This window comes from Sporosarcina sp. E16_8 (assembly GCF_017347095.1).
Lineage (GTDB): Bacteria > Bacillota > Bacilli > Bacillales_A > Planococcaceae > Sporosarcina.
Window position 1 is genome coordinate 1 of sequence record NZ_JADPRZ010000042.1, and the last position, 19,338, is coordinate 19,338.

Sequence of the window (19,338 nt, forward strand, 5' to 3'; positions counted from 1 at the left end):
ACCGAGCATATCCCCGCGCGAGCGATCATATATCCCTGCCACCGAGCATATCCCCAAGCCAGCGATCATATAACCCACCCAACCGAGCATATCCCCAATCCAACCGATCATATAACCCACCCAACCGAGCATATCCCTGAACCAACCAACCAATCATAATCCCTCTACGCCACAAAAAAACTTCGCCTCCCTAAACACCTCCATCTCCAGTATAATGAACTCACAGAACAATCCAACACCAAAGGGGGAACCACCAATGGACTACCTATACAACCCGCATCCATCCACACGCCACACCGTCTTCGCAAAAAACGGCATGGTCGCAACATCACAGCCACTCGCCGCACAAGCGGGCATCGAAATTATGCGCAGGGGAGGCAACGCAATCGACGCGGCAATCGCAACAGCCGCCGCACTTACCGTCGTCGAACCCACATCGAACGGCATTGGGGGCGACGCATTCGCACTCGTCTGGGTCAACAACAAACTGCACGGCCTCAACGCATCCGGCCCGGCACCGCAATCACTCACAATCGACGCCGTAAAAGCACGAGGCCACGACAAAATGCCTGTCCACGGCCTGACGCCAATCACCGTCCCGGGTGTACCAGCAGCCTGGGCGGAACTCGCACGCAAATTCGGCAAACTTCCATTGAAAGAATCACTCGAACCAGCCATCCGCTACGCCGAAGAAGGCTACCCGCTCACACCGATTCTCGGAAAATACTGGAGCGCCGCCTACAAGAAATACAGCACTTCATTTACAACAGAAGAATTCGACGCATGGTTCACAACATTCGCACCCGACGGCAGAGCACCAGAAATCGGCGAACTGTGGAAATCACCGAATCACGCCGCCACACTTCAATCCATTGGGGCTTCAAACGCAGAATCCTTCTACACAGGGGAACTCGCCGACAAAATCGACGCCTTTATGCAACAACACGGCGGCTTTCTCACAAAAACCGATTTGGCAAACTACCAGCCAGAATGGGTTGAACCCGTCTCAACAAACTACCGCGGCTACGACGTTCACGAAATTCCACCAAATGGCCAAGGCATGATTGCACTCATGGCCCTCAACATCCTATCGGAAATGAACACCCCAGTGCCGCACGACACGCAATCGCTTCACAATCAAATTGAATCTATGAAACTTGCGTTCACAGACGGACAAGCATTTATTACCGAACCATCAGCTATGCCAATCAAAACCGAAAACCTTCTATCTAAAGCATACGCACAACAACGCGCCGCCAAAATTGCAGCAACCGCAACACACCCAGAACCATACGAACTACCAAAAGGCGGCACCGTTTACCTTGCAACCGCAGACGGGGAAGGCAATATGGTATCCTTCATCCAATCAAATTACATGGGATTCGGATCCGGCATCGTCATTCCAGGAACAGGAATCGCGCTCCAAAACCGCGGCGCCGACTTCTCGCTAGATCCGAATCACCCGAACGTATTAAAACCAGGCAAACGAACATTTCACACCATCATCCCAGGCTTCCTAACAAAAAATGGCCAAGCAGTCGGACCATTCGGCATCATGGGCGGATACATGCAACCGCAAGGCCATTTCCAAGTAGCTATCAACACCATTGATTACAAACTAAATCCACAAGCAGCCCTCGACGCACCACGTTGGCAGTGGATAAAAGACAACCTAGTCCACGTCGAACCGGGCTTCCCGAACCATCTCGCCCAAGCACTAACCAGACTCGGCCACCAAATCCAGCCAACCCTCGACTCCGGCTCATTCGGCCGCGGCCAAATCATCTGGCGCAATCCCGAAACCGGCGTCCTATCAGGCGGCACCGAATCAAGGACCGACGGAGCAATCGCCGTCTGGTGAACTGTAGAACAAGTACTTAAGCAACCACTGCCACCCCTAAAAAGGTGTATACTTAAGCATCATCAAATTGGGCGAAAAAACAGCGTTGCCTAGTTCTGGGCACACGTCGTCAACTTAGACTAAAACGTTGCCAACTCACCCAGCAAAGTATCGAACTTCACCCAATTATCACCCAATCACCATACCAAAGGAGGGAATAACCCCATGTGGAAAATATACGCACTTCTCACCACCGCGATGCTCATCTGGGGATTCAACTTACCACTCCTCAAATACCTGCTCACATTCGTCGGACCAGTCACCATGACAACCTTCCGTATCCTGCTCGCAGGCGTGTCCGTATTCATCATCCTAGGCGCATTCAAAATGCTTCGCCTGCCAACAAAAAACGAATGGAAATACATAATCGGAGGCGCGATGCTCAACGTCGTCCTCCATCACTATTTCCTGAACATGGGACTTTTTCGTACATCCGGTACAAACGCAGGACTTATTCTTGGCCTAGGTCCCGTCCTAACAGCAATATCAGTTTCTCTAATACTGCGTAACTACCCATCTAAAGTACAATGGGTAGGCTTCATAATCGGACTCGGTGGCGTCAGCTCCGTCGTCCTCGCAGGTGGGGGACTCGGCGGTCTCGCACTAGGCGACGTCTTCGTATTCCTATCAATCGCGGCACAAGTACTATCATTCCTAGTCATCTCCAAAGCCGCCAAAACACTTGACCCGCGCATCATGACCGCCTATATGTTGGTCGTCGGCAGCGTCGCCTTATTCATCATCAGCCTGATCCAAGAACCCGGCGAAATCAAAGCATTTGCTACCGTACCACCCCTGTTTTGGCTCGGCTTCGCAGCAAGCGCCATCATCGGCACCGCTGTCGGACACATGCTCTACAACTACGCAGTCGGAAAAGTCGGCCCAGCCAAAGCCGCCATCTTCATCAACTTCAACACCATGTTTTCCCTAATCGGCTCAGCTCTTTTCCTTGGCGAAATCATCACCTATCGCCATCTCATCGGCCTAGCCCTCATCATCACCGGCGTTATATTAGGATCCGGCGCCGCAGAAGATCTATGGAAAAAACGGCGCAAGCGGAGTGAGAATGTTGTTTAGTTAATAAAACTACCAGCTTCTGCATAAATTCATATACCGCTGTCTCTTTCGAATAAACAATCCCCACCAATCGGCCATACGGATCACCGGATGGCTTTCTTTATGCCCACCAAATAGATAATGGTGTCCAACCAGCCAGCTGCGACCCAACCGAAAAGGCACCCCCCAAGAACAATCTACACCTAGCACTACAAACTATCGTTGTATAAATAACAACACAAAAAGCCGTCCTCTCCACCGGACGGCTACTTTTATGTGCAAATCAAACCCAAAACTTCACAACATATCTAGGGAAGTAAACAACACTCTCGAAAAACTAAGAGTCATCCTCCTAATACAGAAAGGGAAGTCCAATAAAAGATAAAATACAATAGCGATTTAAGAACATACGTGTGGTATAATAAGAGAACAATAGAATAGGAAACTCAAGGGTGGTCGGCCCACTCCCGCATGAAAGGGGGTGGTGCCAATGACAGTATTCGAAGCATTAATGTTCGCAGTAGCTTTTGCAACATTAATCGTATTGATACTCTCATTTGACCATAAAAACAAAAAATAACCCATCCTTGAGTTAGAGCTCAGATGGGTTACTACTCCAGATGGGCCGATCCCCTTGCAGGGAACCGAGCTATTGCAGGCCGTTTGACGCTCGACACGTCAAGCGGTCCTTTTTATTCTTTACTATATCTACTTTCAATATACAGTATGCCGCAGAAGACTTCAAGAATCAGAACCGAGAAATAACTTAACAAGCAGAAGAAAGGGAAGTCTTTAGTAGGCCAAAAAATCTTCCCGCACCCCCACGCATATACTACTACCCACCAACCAAAAAGGGGGAACCACCATGTCACTCGCCATCAACCCGCGCGTCCAACAAATCCAACCATCCGGCATCCGTAAAATCGCAAACCAGCTCACAAACTACCCGGATGCCATCAACCTAACCATCGGCCAACCCGACTTTCCAACACCCGAACCCATCAAACAAGCCGCCCACAAAGCCATCGACGACAATAAAACCACCTATTCACACAACGCCGGACTCCTCGAACTCCGGCAAGCCGTATCCACCTTCTTCACCGATAAATACAGCTTCACCTACAACCCACAAACCGAAATCATCATCACAACCGGCGCCAGCCAAGCAATGGACACCGTATTCCGCACGATTCTCGAACAAGGAGACGAAGTCATCGTCCCCGCACCCATCTACACTGGCTACCAACCGCTTATCACACTCGCCGGCGCAACACCCATCTATCTCGACACAACAACAACCAACTTCATCCCAGATCCAACCCAACTCGAACAACTCATCACGCCCAAAACAAAAGCAATCGTCTTCAACTATCCATCCAATCCAACCGGCGTCACCATCCCACGCGAAACGATGGACGAACTTGCCGAAACACTCGCCAAACTCGACATCTTCATCATCTCAGACGAAATCTACAGCGAAAACATCTTCGAAGGGGAACACCGGTCATTCGCCCAATATCCCAAATTAAAAGACAAACTATTCCTCATCCACGGCCTGTCCAAATCCCATTCCATGACCGGCTGGCGCATCGGTTTCCTACTCGCCGCCGAAAAATGGATGCAACAAGCCGTCAAAGTGCACGCCTATAACACAATCTGTGCATGCGTCCCATCCCAACACGCAGCCATCTGCGCACTAACCGAATGCCAACACACACCTGCGGCAATGAACCCAGACTATATCCTACGCCGCGACTACATCTACACCCGGCTCACCAACATGGGCCTTCCAACCGTCAAACCGAATGGTGCATTTTACATCTTTCCTTCTATTAAAGAGTTCAACCAAACATCCGAACAATTCGCCCACACTTTGCTCGATGAAGCCCGAATCGCCGTCGTACCAGGAACCGCCTTCACACAATTCGGCGAAGGCCACATCCGAATTTCCTACGCCTACGCATTCGACCAACTCGAAATCGCCATGGACCGACTCGAAACCTGGATAACCAACTGGCGCAACAACGAACGCCATATAGTCCCAGACCCACCGTTATTGTAATCAATAAAAATAAGCCCCTCGCCACCAGCTAGGGGCATTAAACTTTGCCAACAAAACAACACTCCCACGAAACAAAGCAACATCCCACGCAAAGTAAGCAACGCTCTCCCCAAACTAAACAACATTCCACCCAAACCTCCCAACACCCCCGCCAAACATAGTATACTCATAGAAAAAGGAGGCACCACCATGAAAAAACACATCCCAACTCTACTACTCTCAGCAACTCTACTAATCGCATTCCAACCAGCCGTACAAGCCGCATCATTCACCGACGTGCCACTAGCACACTGGGCGCACAAAGCCATCGACACAATCTCCACCCGCGGCCTCATTAACGGCTATCCGGACGGAACTTACCGTCTCAACGAACCCGTCACTCGGGCCCAAGCCGCAAAAGTAGTCGCACTAGCCATCAACGCCAAGCCGACAGCCGCATTCAAACCGACTTTCCAAGACGTCAGTCCGGCCCACGGCGCATACGATCACATCCGAGCACTCACCGAACGCGGCATCTTCACCGACGGGGACAAATTCCACCCGAACGAGCCACTTACCCGTGCTCAAATGGCGAAAATACTCACACTCGGCTATAACATAATCGTCGACGACAATGACCTCATCAATTTCCAAGACGTCATTAAGCTCAACCAAAACTACGGCTACATCACAACACTCGCCGAACTCGGCATCACAACAACCGAACCAGGCGGCATGTACAAGCCGAACGACATTGTCACCCGCGCACATATGGCGGCATTCATCGACCGCACCACCACATTCGACCTTGAGCGCGAAAAAGGCGTCATCTACTATGACAAAGCCCGTATCATGTATATGAACAAATCCAAGCCTGATCCAATGCCGCCCGTCGTCGATACCCAAGACAACACACTCAAAACCATAGAACTTGTCAATAAACAGCGGAAGCAGCTAGGCACAAAAGAACTCATTCAAGACACTGATCTCTCTGCAATCGCTAAAGCCAAAGCACAAGACATGGCCAAAAATAATTACTTCGACCACAAGTCACCAACATACGGCTCTGTCGATGAAATGCTGAAAAAATTCAACTACAAATGGAAAGCATACGGTGAAAATATCGCAAGAGGCTACATTGCGCCCGAATCCGTCGTCAAAGAATGGATGATCTCGCCATCTCACCGCGCCAATATCGCAAACAACAACTTCACCCACGTCGGCTCTGGCTACGCAACCGACGCCAAAGGAAAACCATACTGGGTCCATCTCTATGCACAAAAATAAACCAGACAACGTTTCAGCCAAACAAAGCAACATTCCAAGTAAAGTTCGCAACACACACACCAAACTAAACAACGCTCCACCCGAACTAAACAACACCCAGTATCCAGTAACTGGCACCACTAACCACTCCAATAGTCTATAATATAAAAGAACACACCCGTGAAAGGGGGACTCACCACATTGAAAAAAATTCAAACGGCATGTATCGCCATCATAACCCTGTTCCTATTTACACCAATCGCCCAAGCTAGCACCCTCGACGACGTCAAATTCTTCGTCGAGACCTACTACTATGGTGACATCCCTAAAAATCTCAACACCATGAAAAACGTAGACGAAATCGTCAACTCACTCGACGAATACTCGCGCTATATGTCTGCTAGTGAATACCGTACCTATCTCTCAGCCGTTGCTATGGATGAATACCAACCAACGCCGAACGTAGCAAAAACACCAACTAAATCACCACCCGCACCAGAACACCCGATCACATCATCCATGCTCTACGGCAACACCGGTTACATAAAAATCACCACCTTTTCCGCCGATCTGGGCAAGCAAGTGGAGGCGCACTGGACGAAGCTCAAAAAAGCCGGAGCTACCGGACTCATCATTGACCTGCGCTATAACGGTGGTGGCTACGTCGACAGCGCCGAACAACTTCTTGGCTTTTACCAAGGAGTAAGCGACGCCTACTACCTCAAAACACGCGAAGGCAACAAAATGATCAAGCCGATTCCAACCAAAACGAAATTTCCGAAACAATCATATGTGCTCGTCAATCGCTATTCTGCATCTGCATCTGAAATCGTTGCAGCGTCCCTCATCGATCAGCAAGCCGCTACAATAGTAGGCGAGACGACGAAAGGGAAGGGCAGTGTCCAATCCTTCTTCGAATTCAATGATGGCAGTGCACTCAAACTGACAATTGGGCACTTTACAGGACCTAAAGGAACACTAGTCCACAAAAAGGGTATCCAACCTAGCATCAAAACCGATTCGGACAAAGAACTGACAGGCATCCATCAGCGACTCCTCAATGAGTCATTCAGCAACAAGCACTACAAAAAAATCGACAATCTCGACAATGTACCCACGACTAAAAAAATGACTGTCCAATTTACCCAGCCAATGAACTTTAACGACGCGCAGACGTCCCATAGTATAGAGCTCGTTAAAGTAGGCAGCGTAGCAGTCCCAATCACATTCAAACAAAAGGCCAACAACCTAATTGAAATCATCCCGAATAAAAACTTGCAACCAGGTGGCTCCTATGAACTCATCATCCATCCGGGCTTGAAAAATACCAACGGTCGTACAGTGAAACAAGGCACACACGTCCCAATCACCGTCAAAAGCGCCAGCTGATATACGCTGCGCCTAGCAACCTAAACACCGAATGTGTTATAATCAACAAATGTTTTACAATAGACAAGCACTACCAAAACATAATCGGTGCCAGTTACTTGCACCACGTCAAGAACTCCTAGAAAAGAGGAAATTCACTATGAAATCCACTATGAATAAAAATATATGCGTCATCGGACTAGGCTATATAGGCCTACCAACAGCAGTCATGTTCGCAAACAGCGGCGTCCGCGTACACGGCATGGACGTCAATGAAAAAGCAGTTAACATGATCGCTAACAAACAACTTCATATAGAAGAGAACGGACTTCAAGAGCGTCTGGAAGAAGCAATCGACAAGGGATACTTCACGGTTTCAACACAACCCGTCGAAGCAGACGTCTACATCGTGGCCGTCCCATCGCCTATTAACCCGGACAACACAGCAAACTTGGAGTACATCCGTAAAGCAACAGCGTCAATCGTTCCATACTTGAAAAAAGGGGCACTCGTTATTCTCGAATCAACAGTGCCACCAAAAACAGTAGAAAACGTTATGTTGCCTGAGCTTCGCAAGTCAAACCTAGAACTAGGCGTAGAACTATTCGTCTCACACTCACCAGAGCGCGTCATTCCAGGCAAGATCTTCGAAGAACTTATAAATAACGACCGCATCGTCGGCGGCATCACACCTGAGTCCGCTGAAATGACAAAAGAACTCTACCAAACGTTCGTCCAAGGGGAAATCCACCTAACAGACGCAACAACAGCGGAACTCGTCAAAGTAATGGAAAACACCTACCGCGACGTTAACATCGCATTTGCCAATGAACTCGCAAAAATTGCTGAAACAATCGACGTCGACGTATGGGAAGCCATCCGCTTTGCCAACTTCCACCCGCGTGTCAACATCCATACGCCAGGACCTGGTGTGGGCGGACATTGTATCGCAGTAGATCCTTGGTTCCTGGTGGAGTTAAGCCCGGAAAACTCGGACATCATTAAGAAGTCACGCCTAACGAACAACGGCATGCCGAAATTCACAGCGCAAAAAGCAAAAGCACTTCTCGAACTGCATGGCATTCAGGGCGGTAACGTCGCCGTACTAGGCCTTGCATTTAAAGCCGATGTCGACGATCTACGAGAAAGCCCTTCGACGGAAGTCATTAAAGAACTACAAAACTTGAATCTACAAGTAACGTCATTCGATCCACATATCAAAGAACTGCAACACCCGACACAACGCGCATCACTTGGCGAAGCGCTTCAAGACGTCGACCTGATTATCCTGACAACGGATCATACGGAATTCAAAAACCTGAATCCGGAAACAGTGAACACGGGCGACACCAAACCACTCGTACTCGATACGAAAAACGCACTCAACCGAGACAAGTGGGAACAAGCCGGATTCCGTTTCTTTAAGCTCGGCGATGGAAAAAACAAAGGACTTTCTTCTATATGAAGGAGACCATTCTAGGCGTAGAGGTCAACACCGAAAACTACGATGAGTTAATTCCGAAAGTCTTCCGCAACATCGAAGACAAGAAGAAATCACTCGTCGTAGCCATCAACCCGGAAAAGCTGATGAAAGCAAAAGAAGACCCGAAACTCAAAGCGCTCCTTAACAGAGCCGAGTTCCAAATCCCGGACGGCATTGGCGTTATCATCGCGTCCAAACTAAAAAAAGGCAGTATCTCATCACGCATTACCGGAATTGACATGATGGACCGTATCGTTAGGGAAGCCGCACGTACTGGACATGCAGTTTTCCTGTACGGTGCGAAACCCGGTGTTGCCGATAAGGCGGCACAACAACTTAAACAAACCTATCCAGACCTTATCGTAGCAGGAACGCAGGATGGCTATGAATCTGACACTAGTAAAGTGATAGACACTATCAATAAAGCAAAGCCCGATATCCTATTCGTTGCGATGGGTTCTCCAAAACAAGAGCAATGGATCGAACAACATAGGGATAACCTATACCCAACACTCTACCAAGGCGTCGGCGGTTCATTCGACGTCCTTGCGGGGAACGTCAAGCGCGCCCCAGCCGCATTCCAGCGAATGGGCGCGGAGTGGTTATACCGTCTACTAAAAGAACCAAGTCGCCTAAAAAGGCAAATGGATCTACCAAAATTCTTATTTGAAGTTTTTACACAAAAAAAAGGTTGACACTCTTGTATTCTAGTAAAGACGATGCTAGAATATTAAAGTGTAAGGATAATTTCCTCTATAACATATATAACAAAAGCCATGCAGATCGAAATCGGTTGGTTGACCACACAAAAGACTTGAACAGTTCCCATCTGTTTGAGTCTTTTTTGTCCTCTGAAAAGCGAAAGGCGCCGTCTAGATGCGGCAGGCATAAGACGAATTGGCGAAGCGGCGCACTTTGCCGCACAGCCGAGTCGGCTTATGACCCGAGCATCTGGCGCCTGTAGCCTAGACACCACCGAAAAGCGGAATTCGGTAATCAAGAAACCTAACCTAAGTACGCCGCATCCTGCGGCAATATCTATGAAACTCACATCCTGTGAGTCTCCAAACATCTGCTACCCGGAAACTAGCCCCCGAAATATGTACGTCACCAATTACAGGAAGAATGACCGACAATCCTCCCCCGTTTGGAAAGAAAACCATTTTCCGCCATAAATTCAAAACAGAAGAAATTAAAAGAATTCGACGTTAATATGGACCTTAAAAACCATGGAATTCCCACTTAAACACGCATAGGTAAGGCGAAAAGACTGGATGCCACGAAAGAAATTCCAAATACATAATCAGCAGTAACTAGACACTAATAATTGAAATGGTTCTGTAACTTTAAACCAAAATCCGTAAAATACTTGATATATATCAGATATGCGGTAGAATGATAGAAGTGGCTCAGGAGTCTAGTATTTATTTACAAGGCTTTTACTATATTACCAACTTACAATTGACATCCTGTTCGCAACTATCTATAATTTAATCTGTAATGACTTCTATCTTTCATTTTGCCGTGGAAGTAGTTGACACAAATTTATTTTCTATCTAAGAGGAGGAAATTATTCAATGGCTAACCAACCATCTAAGTACAGCAAATTTTTAGTAGGGGCTGCATCAGCAGCACTAGTAGCATCCGCAGTAGCACCAGTAGCAAGCGCGGCAGATTTCAAAGATACGAAAGGTAACACGCACGAAACAGCTATAAACGCTCTTTCTGATGCAGGCGTTATCTCAGGCTACACAGACGGTACATTCTTGCCAAACAAAACGTTGTCTCGTTCTGACGTTGTGAAATTAATGGGTAAATGGCTTGTAGCTGAAGGTTCAGTAGTACCAACAGATTACAAAACAAACCCACGTTTCTCAGATCTTAAATCTACATCTAACGACGAGCTTCTAAAATATGCTGCAGTTGTTAAAGACAACGGTGTATTCGTAGGAACTCCAGATGGTAAATTAGACGCTACAGGTAACATCACTCGTGAAAACATGGCAGTCGTTCTTGTTCGCGCATTTGACCGCGTTCATGAAATCGATCTTACAACTTATGTTGCAGGACAAGATTTCAAAAAAGACGTTACTGATCTAGGAAAAGCGAAAGCTGAAGCACGTCCAGCAATCGAAGTTCTTGATTTCTTCGACATCACGAACCCGGCTGCACCAGCGTTCAATCCTAAGGAAACAACTACTCGCGGACAGTTCGCTACATTCCTTTACAAAACTACAAAAACTGATTTCTCTAAAGTTACATCTGGAGTAGTAGGATCTGCAGCTGTTAAGGCTGTTAACGCTACAACTGTTGAAGTAACTTTCAAAGATGCAGTTGATAACATCAACTCTCTTAACTTCAAAATTGACGGATTGACTGTTTCTAACGCAGCAGTTAAGCAATCTGACAACAAAACAGTAGTATTGACTACTGCAGTTCAAAAAGGCGGAGAGAAATACACTGTAACATTGAATGAAAAAGCAATTGGTTCATTCAACGGTATTTCTACAGTAATCCCGACTTCAATCAAAATCACTACACAGTCAGTTCAAGGTAAAGTAGGAGCTCAAGCTATCCTTTCTGCTGATGTAGGCGTTAAACAAGCAGGTATTCCTGTAACATTCAACGTTAAAGCTGATACAAATACTACTCTTAACAAAGACCAAGTGTTTGAAGCGGTAACAAATGCAGACGGAATTGCACAATTCTCTTACACACAATATGCTGCTGGAACTGATTCAGTTGTAGCTTATCCAACAGGAGCACCTGCTGTTCGTAGCCTTGGTTATGTATTCTGGGGAGTTGACACAATTCTTACAGTAGAAGACGTAACTGCAGGCGCTACAGTGAATAACGGTGCTAACAAAACATACAAAGTGAAATACCTTGATCCGAAAACTGGTAAACCAGTTGCAGGTAAGAGATTTGTAGTTTCATTTGAAGAAAACATCAACGTTAATGTTAACCAATTGTCAAAAGCAAAAGTTAACAACGTTGAGCCAGCACAATTGTTGAATGGTAACGCACCAACTGGAGCTGTAGTTATTACAGACGCTAAAGGTGAAGCTACTTTCACTGTAACTGGTGAAAACACAGCTGTTACTCCAATCGTATTTGAACAAAACCTAGTTTCTAACACGCCAACTTCTACAGTGTATTCATATACTTACACTAATGACTTGCTACAAGCTAAAGCATCTAAAGTAACATTCGGCGCAGTTCAAGCGGATTACAAAATCGTATTGAAGCGTGATGGTCTTGAAGAAGCTGCTAAAGGTCTAGCAAACGGACGTGAGTACACAGTAGTTGTTACAGACAAAGACGGTAAAGTTGCTAAAAACGAAACTGTTAATGTTGGATTCAACGAAGTTCTTGATGGTGAAATTGGTACGCAAACTGCTGCTCAATTCATCAAAGAAGATGCTGCTGAAAATCCATACTACGCAGGTAAACAAATTACTGTACTAACAAACGCAAAAGGTGAAGCAACATTTGTTATTGGTAGTGAAAATAACAAAGACTATGCAACTCCAATTGCTTGGATCGATGTAAACAGTGCAGATGCAAATGAAGGTAAACTTGACAAAACTGAACCATCAACTGTAGGCGAAATAACTTATTTCGCAGATGCTAAATTAGCTGGTGCGGCTCTAACAACGTACAATGCTGCAGGTGATAAAACTAAATCCATCGACGCTAGCCAACCAGCTACATTCAAGGTTGCTCTAACTAACCAAAGTGGAAAAGCAATTACTTTAGCTTCAGCTGGTTATAATACTATGGAAACTAGCTTCACAGTTTATAACACTGGTGCTAATGAAATCCTAGTAGCTGGACAAAAAGTATCACCAAACCGTAGTTATACAGTTTCAGCAACTAATGCTCAATCTATTGATGTGACATCTGTAGATGGCAAATCAACGTCTGTACGTGTTCTTGCTAACGGTGTTGCTAGATCAACTACTGGATCAGTACTTGATTATAACTTCACTAGCTCAGAAACTACAGCTACGTTCACAGCATCTACTGAAGTTCCTGCACTTTACACAGGTGTTGTAGCATCATATGATTCTGTTGCTAAGACACTTAAATTTGATGGTAAAAACCCTGTTAATTACACAGGTACAGGCTACAAATACTTCGGTGGTAACGGTGCAACATTAGCGAATGCAAATGATTTCATCAAAGAATTAACTAAGGGTGGAACAGCGGTTGTTACTCGTAGTGTAGATGCAGACAACGTTGCAACGTTTAGCATTGTTAGTATTGCTGGTGGAGCAGGTACACCGGTTGACACTAAAGCGGTAGCAAAACAAACTGTAACTGGTACACTAGCGTTTAATGATACAGCTTATGACGTATCAGATGCAGCTGAAACAGCTATTTTAACTGTAAAAGACGCTGATTTAAATATTAGTACAACTAATATTGACACAACAACTGTAGCGGTTAAAGATTCTGCTAACAAGACTGCTGAGTTTACACTTACTGAAACTGGAGTAAATACAGGCGAATTCACATTAGTACTTACATCAGGTCAATTAAGTACTTTCAGTGCTGGTACATTGACAGCTACTTACGTTGATGCTAAAAACACTGGTGGTGTACAACAAACAATTACTGCTACTGCTACATTGAAAGTATTAGCTGGAGCACTTGATTCAACATTTACACAAGGTGCAGCTACTGTCGATGCTAAAGTAGCTGAGTATACTTCTAAATCAATTGCTACAGGTCGTACATTTGTATCAGGTGAAGGATTCTCATTAGCTATTGATGCATCTGCTGCTACACCAATTGATTTAGACGGTAAAGTAGGAGCTCAAGGAGTTGTTACTGCAATTAATGCGAAATTCCCAGGAGCAGCAACTCTATCTGGTGATAAAGTAGTAATCAAAGGTTCATTAGCAACTACTGCAACTGGAAAAGTAACAGTTACTCTATCTAATGTTACTAATGAAATCCTTGATGCTGCTAAAGTTGGTGCTGATAGTGTTCCTGCAACTAAAGCTAAAGTAGTATTCCAAATTGCTTCACCACTAGCTGTCGGTGAAAAAATTAAAGTTGGTACTGCAACTTACACTGTAGTAGCACAAGATGCTGCTACTGTAGGAGCAAACGAATTTAAAGTTGGTACATCAGCTGTAGAACAAGCAGCAAACTTTGTTGCTGCGTATAATACAGCTACAAGCACTACAAATGCATCAGTTCCAGCACTTTCAGATACAGTTACTATTGTACTTGGCGCTGATGGCGTTACTGTAACTGACCCTGCTATTCAACTAACGAAATAAAAAGTACGTGCCTGTACACGATACAATTCAAACGCTAATCAGATAAATTGAGAAGTGAATGAAGGAGAGAGTCTTCTAACCGAGAAATTGGTTGGGAGGCTTTTTTCTGTTCTGACTGTATCTACTTTTTTTTCATTTAAATTTCAGGTACCTGTGCACGACACTACTCAGTCAATTCACTACAATTACATATTTATTAGTTGAGGAATAGAGAAATAGCTAATTATCTAAACCCTTATGAGTTTTTATGTAATTGTATGAATTGTTGGTTGTTTTTTGTTGCACAGGCACGCACACAATTAGGCCCTACTTCCCACCAGCGGAGGTAGGGCTATTTCTAATGGATGAGGAAAGTAGTTGAAGAACTAAGAATCAGATGTGAAACAGTTGGAATTGGTGGTAGTGAAGGAGGGGGAGAAGCGTCTACCAGATGAACGAGTGGATACGATGTCATTGCGGTTGGTGAAGGAAATGTCTCTGTTGTACAAGAACCGTACGACGAAGTTACAGGTATCCGTTCGTGGCACTATTCAGTCTATACGCTCAGGTAACATATATATTAGTTGAGGAGTAGAAAAAAACTAATCATCTAAATCTCTCTGAGTTTTTATGCAAGTGTGTGGACTGTTGGTCATTTTTTGTTGCACACGCACGCAATTAATTATTCATAAATATCCATTGTGCTCAAGAGGTGTGTGCGACTTGTTTTCTATTTCACCATGCACAGTTACATAATTTGCTCATTAGAAATCTATGGAAACTTTCTACACCATATTACATAATCGACTAAAATATTATGTAGGTTATTGGGTAATGGACTACTCAATTATATTATTATGTAGAAAATAGAATAAATTATCGCAATATTTAAATTAACATATTACCAATTTGATAGTATGCTTGGAATGGTGAAATATGTGTTGATAGCTTACTGTTTGCGGTGTGTGACTTTACTAATATTTTCTGGAATGCATATTTAATTGGGAAAAGTGATGAAACTTATAGGAAAGGAGAGTAGAGTTTTTTGATAGTATGAACAACGCTGCAGGTGTAGCTACATTACTAAGCTAGGATAATATAGAACAACCTGGTCTGCCAAAGTTTAAGGTTAGCAGTAGCATCTATGTAGCCGTTTACGGTAACTTAACATCTCTTACAATAAAATAATAATCTACTAGAATGTTAATAATCACTTAACATTTAAAGGATTTTTACATGATACTATTAATTTAAGGATTAACTTAATTCTTAAATTACATACGATTAAAGGAGGTCAGTAAATGAAGAAGCATGCCAATTCATATAAAAAAGTATTCGGGGCGACATTAGCTGTAGCGGTAGCAACGGGAACGATAGCGGTAGCTGCACCAGTATATACACAAGCCGATGAGGTGAAAATCCCCTCCTTTTCTGATGTAAAGAACATTGAAAGTCATCATTTCTATGAGAGTGTCAGAAGTTTGGCTTCTAGAGGAATAGTAAAAGGGTATCCAGATGGCACTTTTAAACCTTATCAGTCAGTAACTCGGGGACAAATCGCTAGCGTTTTAGCGCAATCACTTGGATTAGACACGAAAAATGTGAAAAACCCGGGATTCAAAGATGTGAAAGTGACTGACCCACATTATGGGGCAATCGCTGCCCTTGTTGAAGCAGGCATAGTGAAAGGGTATAACGATAAGACATTTAAACCAGGTGGGTCACTGACGCGCGCGCATATAGCCAAGATGATTAGTATCGGATTTAATCTTGAAGAAGCCAAGCTTACAAATAGTCCATTTACAGATGTGAAAGCGAAACACTGGTACGCAAATTATGTCCAAGCTTTGATCACAAATGAAATTACAACTGGGACCACTCCAACTACGTTTGAACCGAATGCTTTCGTTACAAGGGGGCAAATGGCTTCTTTAATTGTTCGAAGTGAAACGGCTACCCGTGTTGATCAAAGTGACTCGACTGTTAAAAGTACAGGGAAATTGGTTAGTGTAACAAATGAGTCAGTTAAGCTATCGACTGGAACATATGCATTGTCAGCAGACATGAAGAAACTTTTGAATGCTTCCAATTCAGCAGCTCTTTTAGGAGCAGTTCTAGAATATACAGTTAAAAATGGAGTAATTATCGAAATTGCTTCAATTGAATTGACAGCGGATGGCAATGAAACCAATAATGCCATATTAGATGGACAAGGGTCTACATTTGCAGGGTCAGTACGTATTAATGGCGATTATGTTTTATTGAAAAATATAACGATTGCCGGGAATTTGGAGATAGGGAAAGAAGTAGAAAACAGTTTCAAAGCTGATGATATCAAGGTTATAGGGAAAGTGAGTCTTACTGATAATGCCTCACGTAACCGAGTCGGAAAAGTGTTCGGAACAGCCACTGTAGAAAAGAAAGAACCAAGTGTTGTATTCACGAACTCTACTATCCACTCTGTGGAATTGTCTAAGAGCAAAAAAATAATCATTGAAGTAAAAGGGAATTCAACAGTTCAAGGATTTAACCTTTTATCCAACGTTCATTTAAAAGCCGATAAGGGAATTACATTGCCGAAAGTGACTGTAGAAAAAGGTGCAACGAACGTTACGTTGGATGCATCAGTGGTCAACCTACTAGTGGACACGCCTAATGCATTGTCGATTGATGGAACAGCCACTATCAAAAATGTAATCGTCGAATTCAAGATTGACTTGAAGCTCTTAACAATCGGGGAAATCGAAAAAATCATTGTTAAACTCAAAGGCACGACAATCACATTAGGAGCTAAAACAAAAGTCAGTAGTTTTGAACTTCCAACAGGGGTAACCGTAAAAGATATTATTGTGAATTTTAATGAATTCAATGGAGGCAGTACTTCTAATGGTGGAAACACAGGCGGAGACTGGGACCCAAGCCCGAATCCAAATCCAAATCCACCAATTGGCGGTGGTGGAAAAACGTTTAACCTTTCTTTGATGCACGTAAATGATATACATGCGAATACTAACAAAGCACCAAAGCTTGTTACAGCAGTAAAAGAAGTACGGACAGTTAAACCGGATGCATTGTTATTAAATGCAGGGGATGTATTCTCAGGTACTTTATATTTTAATGAATTCCTAGGACAAGCAGACTTAGCGTTTATGAATTTAATGAAAGTCGACGCTATGACATTTGGTAACCATGAGTTTGACCTTGGTTCATCAGCGGAAGGTCACAAAGCATTGGTCGACTTCATTGAAGCTGCAAACTTCCCGTTTGTATCCGCAAACGTAGATTTTTCAAAAGACGATAAATTCACTAATTTGTTTAATACGAAGATTCCTACAACCCCTAAGAATGGGAATATCTACACAGGAATTGTAAAAGAAATAAATGGAGAAAAAGTCGGTATCTTTGGACTAACAACTGCGGAAACGGCAGACATTGCAAGTCCAGGAAAAGTTACATTCTCTAACTATATTGAGGATGCAAAAAAGATGGTTGCAGAGTTCGAAAAAATGGGTGTTAACAAAATCGTTGCACTTACACATATTGGTTTTGATGATAATGCGGCTATGGACAATGACCAAGAACTAGCTGCAAATGTAGCTGGGATTGACGTAATTGTAGGTGGACATAGTCATACACAATTAGACGTTCCCGTAGTTGTAGACAAAGATGGAAATGGGAAAGCGAAAGATAAAACAATTATTGTACAAGCGTATCAATATTCGGATTATCTAGGGACATTAGACGTTGAATTTGATAAAAATGGCGTCGTTGTTGGTCATGCAGGAAAATTAATTGAAATCAATAAAACGCAAAAAGATGCTGAGGGTAAAGATAAAAAAGATGAAAAAGGAAATGTTTTATATGTAATTCCTGATGATGCAGAGGCAGTTAAGCTCTTAAAACCTTATAAGGATAAAATCGCTGCTGTTAATGAAAAGGAAATTGGAGTAACGCTTGAAAATGCACTAGTAAGTGCAAGAACATCTGATAAAGATTATGTACCGGGCACAAGTGTACGAGCTAGTGAAACGATTCTCGGGAACTTAATTACAGATGGCATGCTTGCAAAAGCGCAAGGATATGTAAAAGATAAAAAAGTAATTATGGCATTCCAAAATGGTGGAGGAATTAGGGCTGGAATTGGAGCGGGACCAATCACGGTAGGTGAAGTAATCACTGTACTTCCATTTGGTAACACATTAGCAACAATGGAGCTAACAGGTTCCGAATTAAAAGCTACCTTTGAAATTAGTTTTAAAGAGTATCCAAAAGAAAGCGGTGGATTCTTACATGTATCAGGTGCGAAAGTGAAATACGATTCTTCGAAACCTGCTGGACAACGTGTAGTTTCAATTGCATATAAAAATGATGATGGTACGTATACTGAAATCGAAAACGCTAAGACGTACACAATAGCAACAAACGCATTCACAGCTAAAGGCGGAGACGGCTATGACGTTCTTAAAAAAGCGTATGCTGCAGGCCGTGCAACAGACCTTGGGCTTTCAGATTGGGAAAACTTAAGAGAACATTTAGTATCACTTGGAACTATTCCAATTAAAATTGAAGGTCGTCTTGTAGATGTTGCTGGTGTTGACGAAGAACCGGGTACTGAAGACGTAGCAGGTAAAGATTTTTCAGGTACAGTTGACGCACCAAAAATTTACAACGGTAACGTTACAGTATCGGTCACAGACGTAGTTTCATTTAAAAATGTAACTGTTAAAGGGAATTTGATCCTTACAGGCACGCCAACTGAAAAAGTGTCATTCGCAAATATTATGGTTACAGGAAATTTGGATATTTCAAAGCTTGATGGAGAAAACTTTGACTTTAATGGCATTACTGTCGATGGAGAAACGATTTTTTAAGCTATTGTGCAAAGCCTTCTGCTAGTAGGAAAAGGCTTTGCATTTTCAATGTCACATTTGCTTTACTCAAAAACTGTATA

11 protein-coding genes are annotated in these 19,338 nt (G+C 43.8%); 10 read left to right on the forward strand and 1 reads right to left on the reverse strand.

Annotated features, from left to right (window positions below; genetic code table 11):
• Positions 1-25: 25 nt before the first annotated feature.
• Entirely contained in the window at positions 26-175 is a 150-nt protein-coding gene (locus tag I2484_RS16870; protein WP_207152233.1) for a hypothetical protein, read from the reverse strand.
• Between the two features lie 81 nt (positions 176-256).
• Between I2484_RS16870 and I2484_RS16875 the strand changes: the two genes are divergently transcribed.
• From I2484_RS16875 to I2484_RS16915, 10 genes are all read left to right on the forward strand, one after another.
• The gene (locus tag I2484_RS16875; RefSeq protein WP_207152234.1) at positions 257-1,861 is read left to right on the forward strand and encodes a gamma-glutamyltransferase family protein; all 1,605 of its coding nucleotides are present in this window, start codon (positions 257-259) and stop codon (positions 1,859-1,861) included.
• Positions 1,862-2,065: 204 nt separating this feature from the next.
• Complete coding sequence (locus tag I2484_RS16880) at positions 2,066-2,977, forward strand: DMT family transporter (protein WP_207152235.1); 912 nt, start codon at positions 2,066-2,068, stop codon at positions 2,975-2,977.
• 469 nt (positions 2,978-3,446) lie between these two features.
• Positions 3,447-3,536, forward strand: a complete 90-nt coding sequence (locus I2484_RS21620) for a putative holin-like toxin (protein ID WP_255551537.1) — start codon at positions 3,447-3,449, stop codon at positions 3,534-3,536.
• A gap of 285 nt (positions 3,537-3,821) precedes the next feature.
• Positions 3,822-5,018 (forward strand): aminotransferase class I/II-fold pyridoxal phosphate-dependent enzyme, encoded by a 1,197-nt coding sequence (locus tag I2484_RS16885; RefSeq protein WP_207152236.1) that lies wholly within the window; start codon positions 3,822-3,824, stop codon positions 5,016-5,018.
• Positions 5,019-5,207: 189 nt separating this feature from the next.
• The gene (locus I2484_RS16890) at positions 5,208-6,284 is read left to right on the forward strand and encodes an S-layer homology domain-containing protein (RefSeq protein ID WP_207152237.1); all 1,077 of its coding nucleotides are present in this window, start codon (positions 5,208-5,210) and stop codon (positions 6,282-6,284) included.
• A 180-nt stretch (positions 6,285-6,464) separates the two neighbouring features.
• Positions 6,465-7,652 carry a S41 family peptidase gene (locus tag I2484_RS16895; protein ID WP_207152238.1) on the forward strand — a complete coding sequence of 396 codons (1,188 nt, stop codon included), beginning with the start codon at positions 6,465-6,467 and terminating at the stop codon, positions 7,650-7,652.
• 151 nt (positions 7,653-7,803) lie between these two features.
• Entirely contained in the window at positions 7,804-9,096 is a 1,293-nt protein-coding gene (locus tag I2484_RS16900) for a nucleotide sugar dehydrogenase (RefSeq protein WP_207152247.1), read from the forward strand.
• On the forward strand, positions 9,093-9,809 hold the full coding sequence (locus I2484_RS16905) for a WecB/TagA/CpsF family glycosyltransferase (protein WP_207152239.1): 717 nt from the start codon (positions 9,093-9,095) through the stop codon (positions 9,807-9,809). The genes I2484_RS16900 and I2484_RS16905 overlap by 4 nt, the downstream gene beginning before the upstream one ends.
• Positions 9,810-10,691: 882 nt before the next feature.
• Positions 10,692-14,408 (forward strand): S-layer homology domain-containing protein, encoded by a 3,717-nt coding sequence (locus I2484_RS16910; RefSeq protein WP_207152240.1) that lies wholly within the window; start codon positions 10,692-10,694, stop codon positions 14,406-14,408.
• A 1,280-nt stretch (positions 14,409-15,688) separates the two neighbouring features.
• Positions 15,689-19,258 carry an S-layer homology domain-containing protein gene (locus tag I2484_RS16915; RefSeq protein ID WP_207152241.1) on the forward strand — a complete coding sequence of 1,190 codons (3,570 nt, stop codon included), beginning with the start codon at positions 15,689-15,691 and terminating at the stop codon, positions 19,256-19,258.
• Positions 19,259-19,338: the final 80 nt, after the last annotated feature.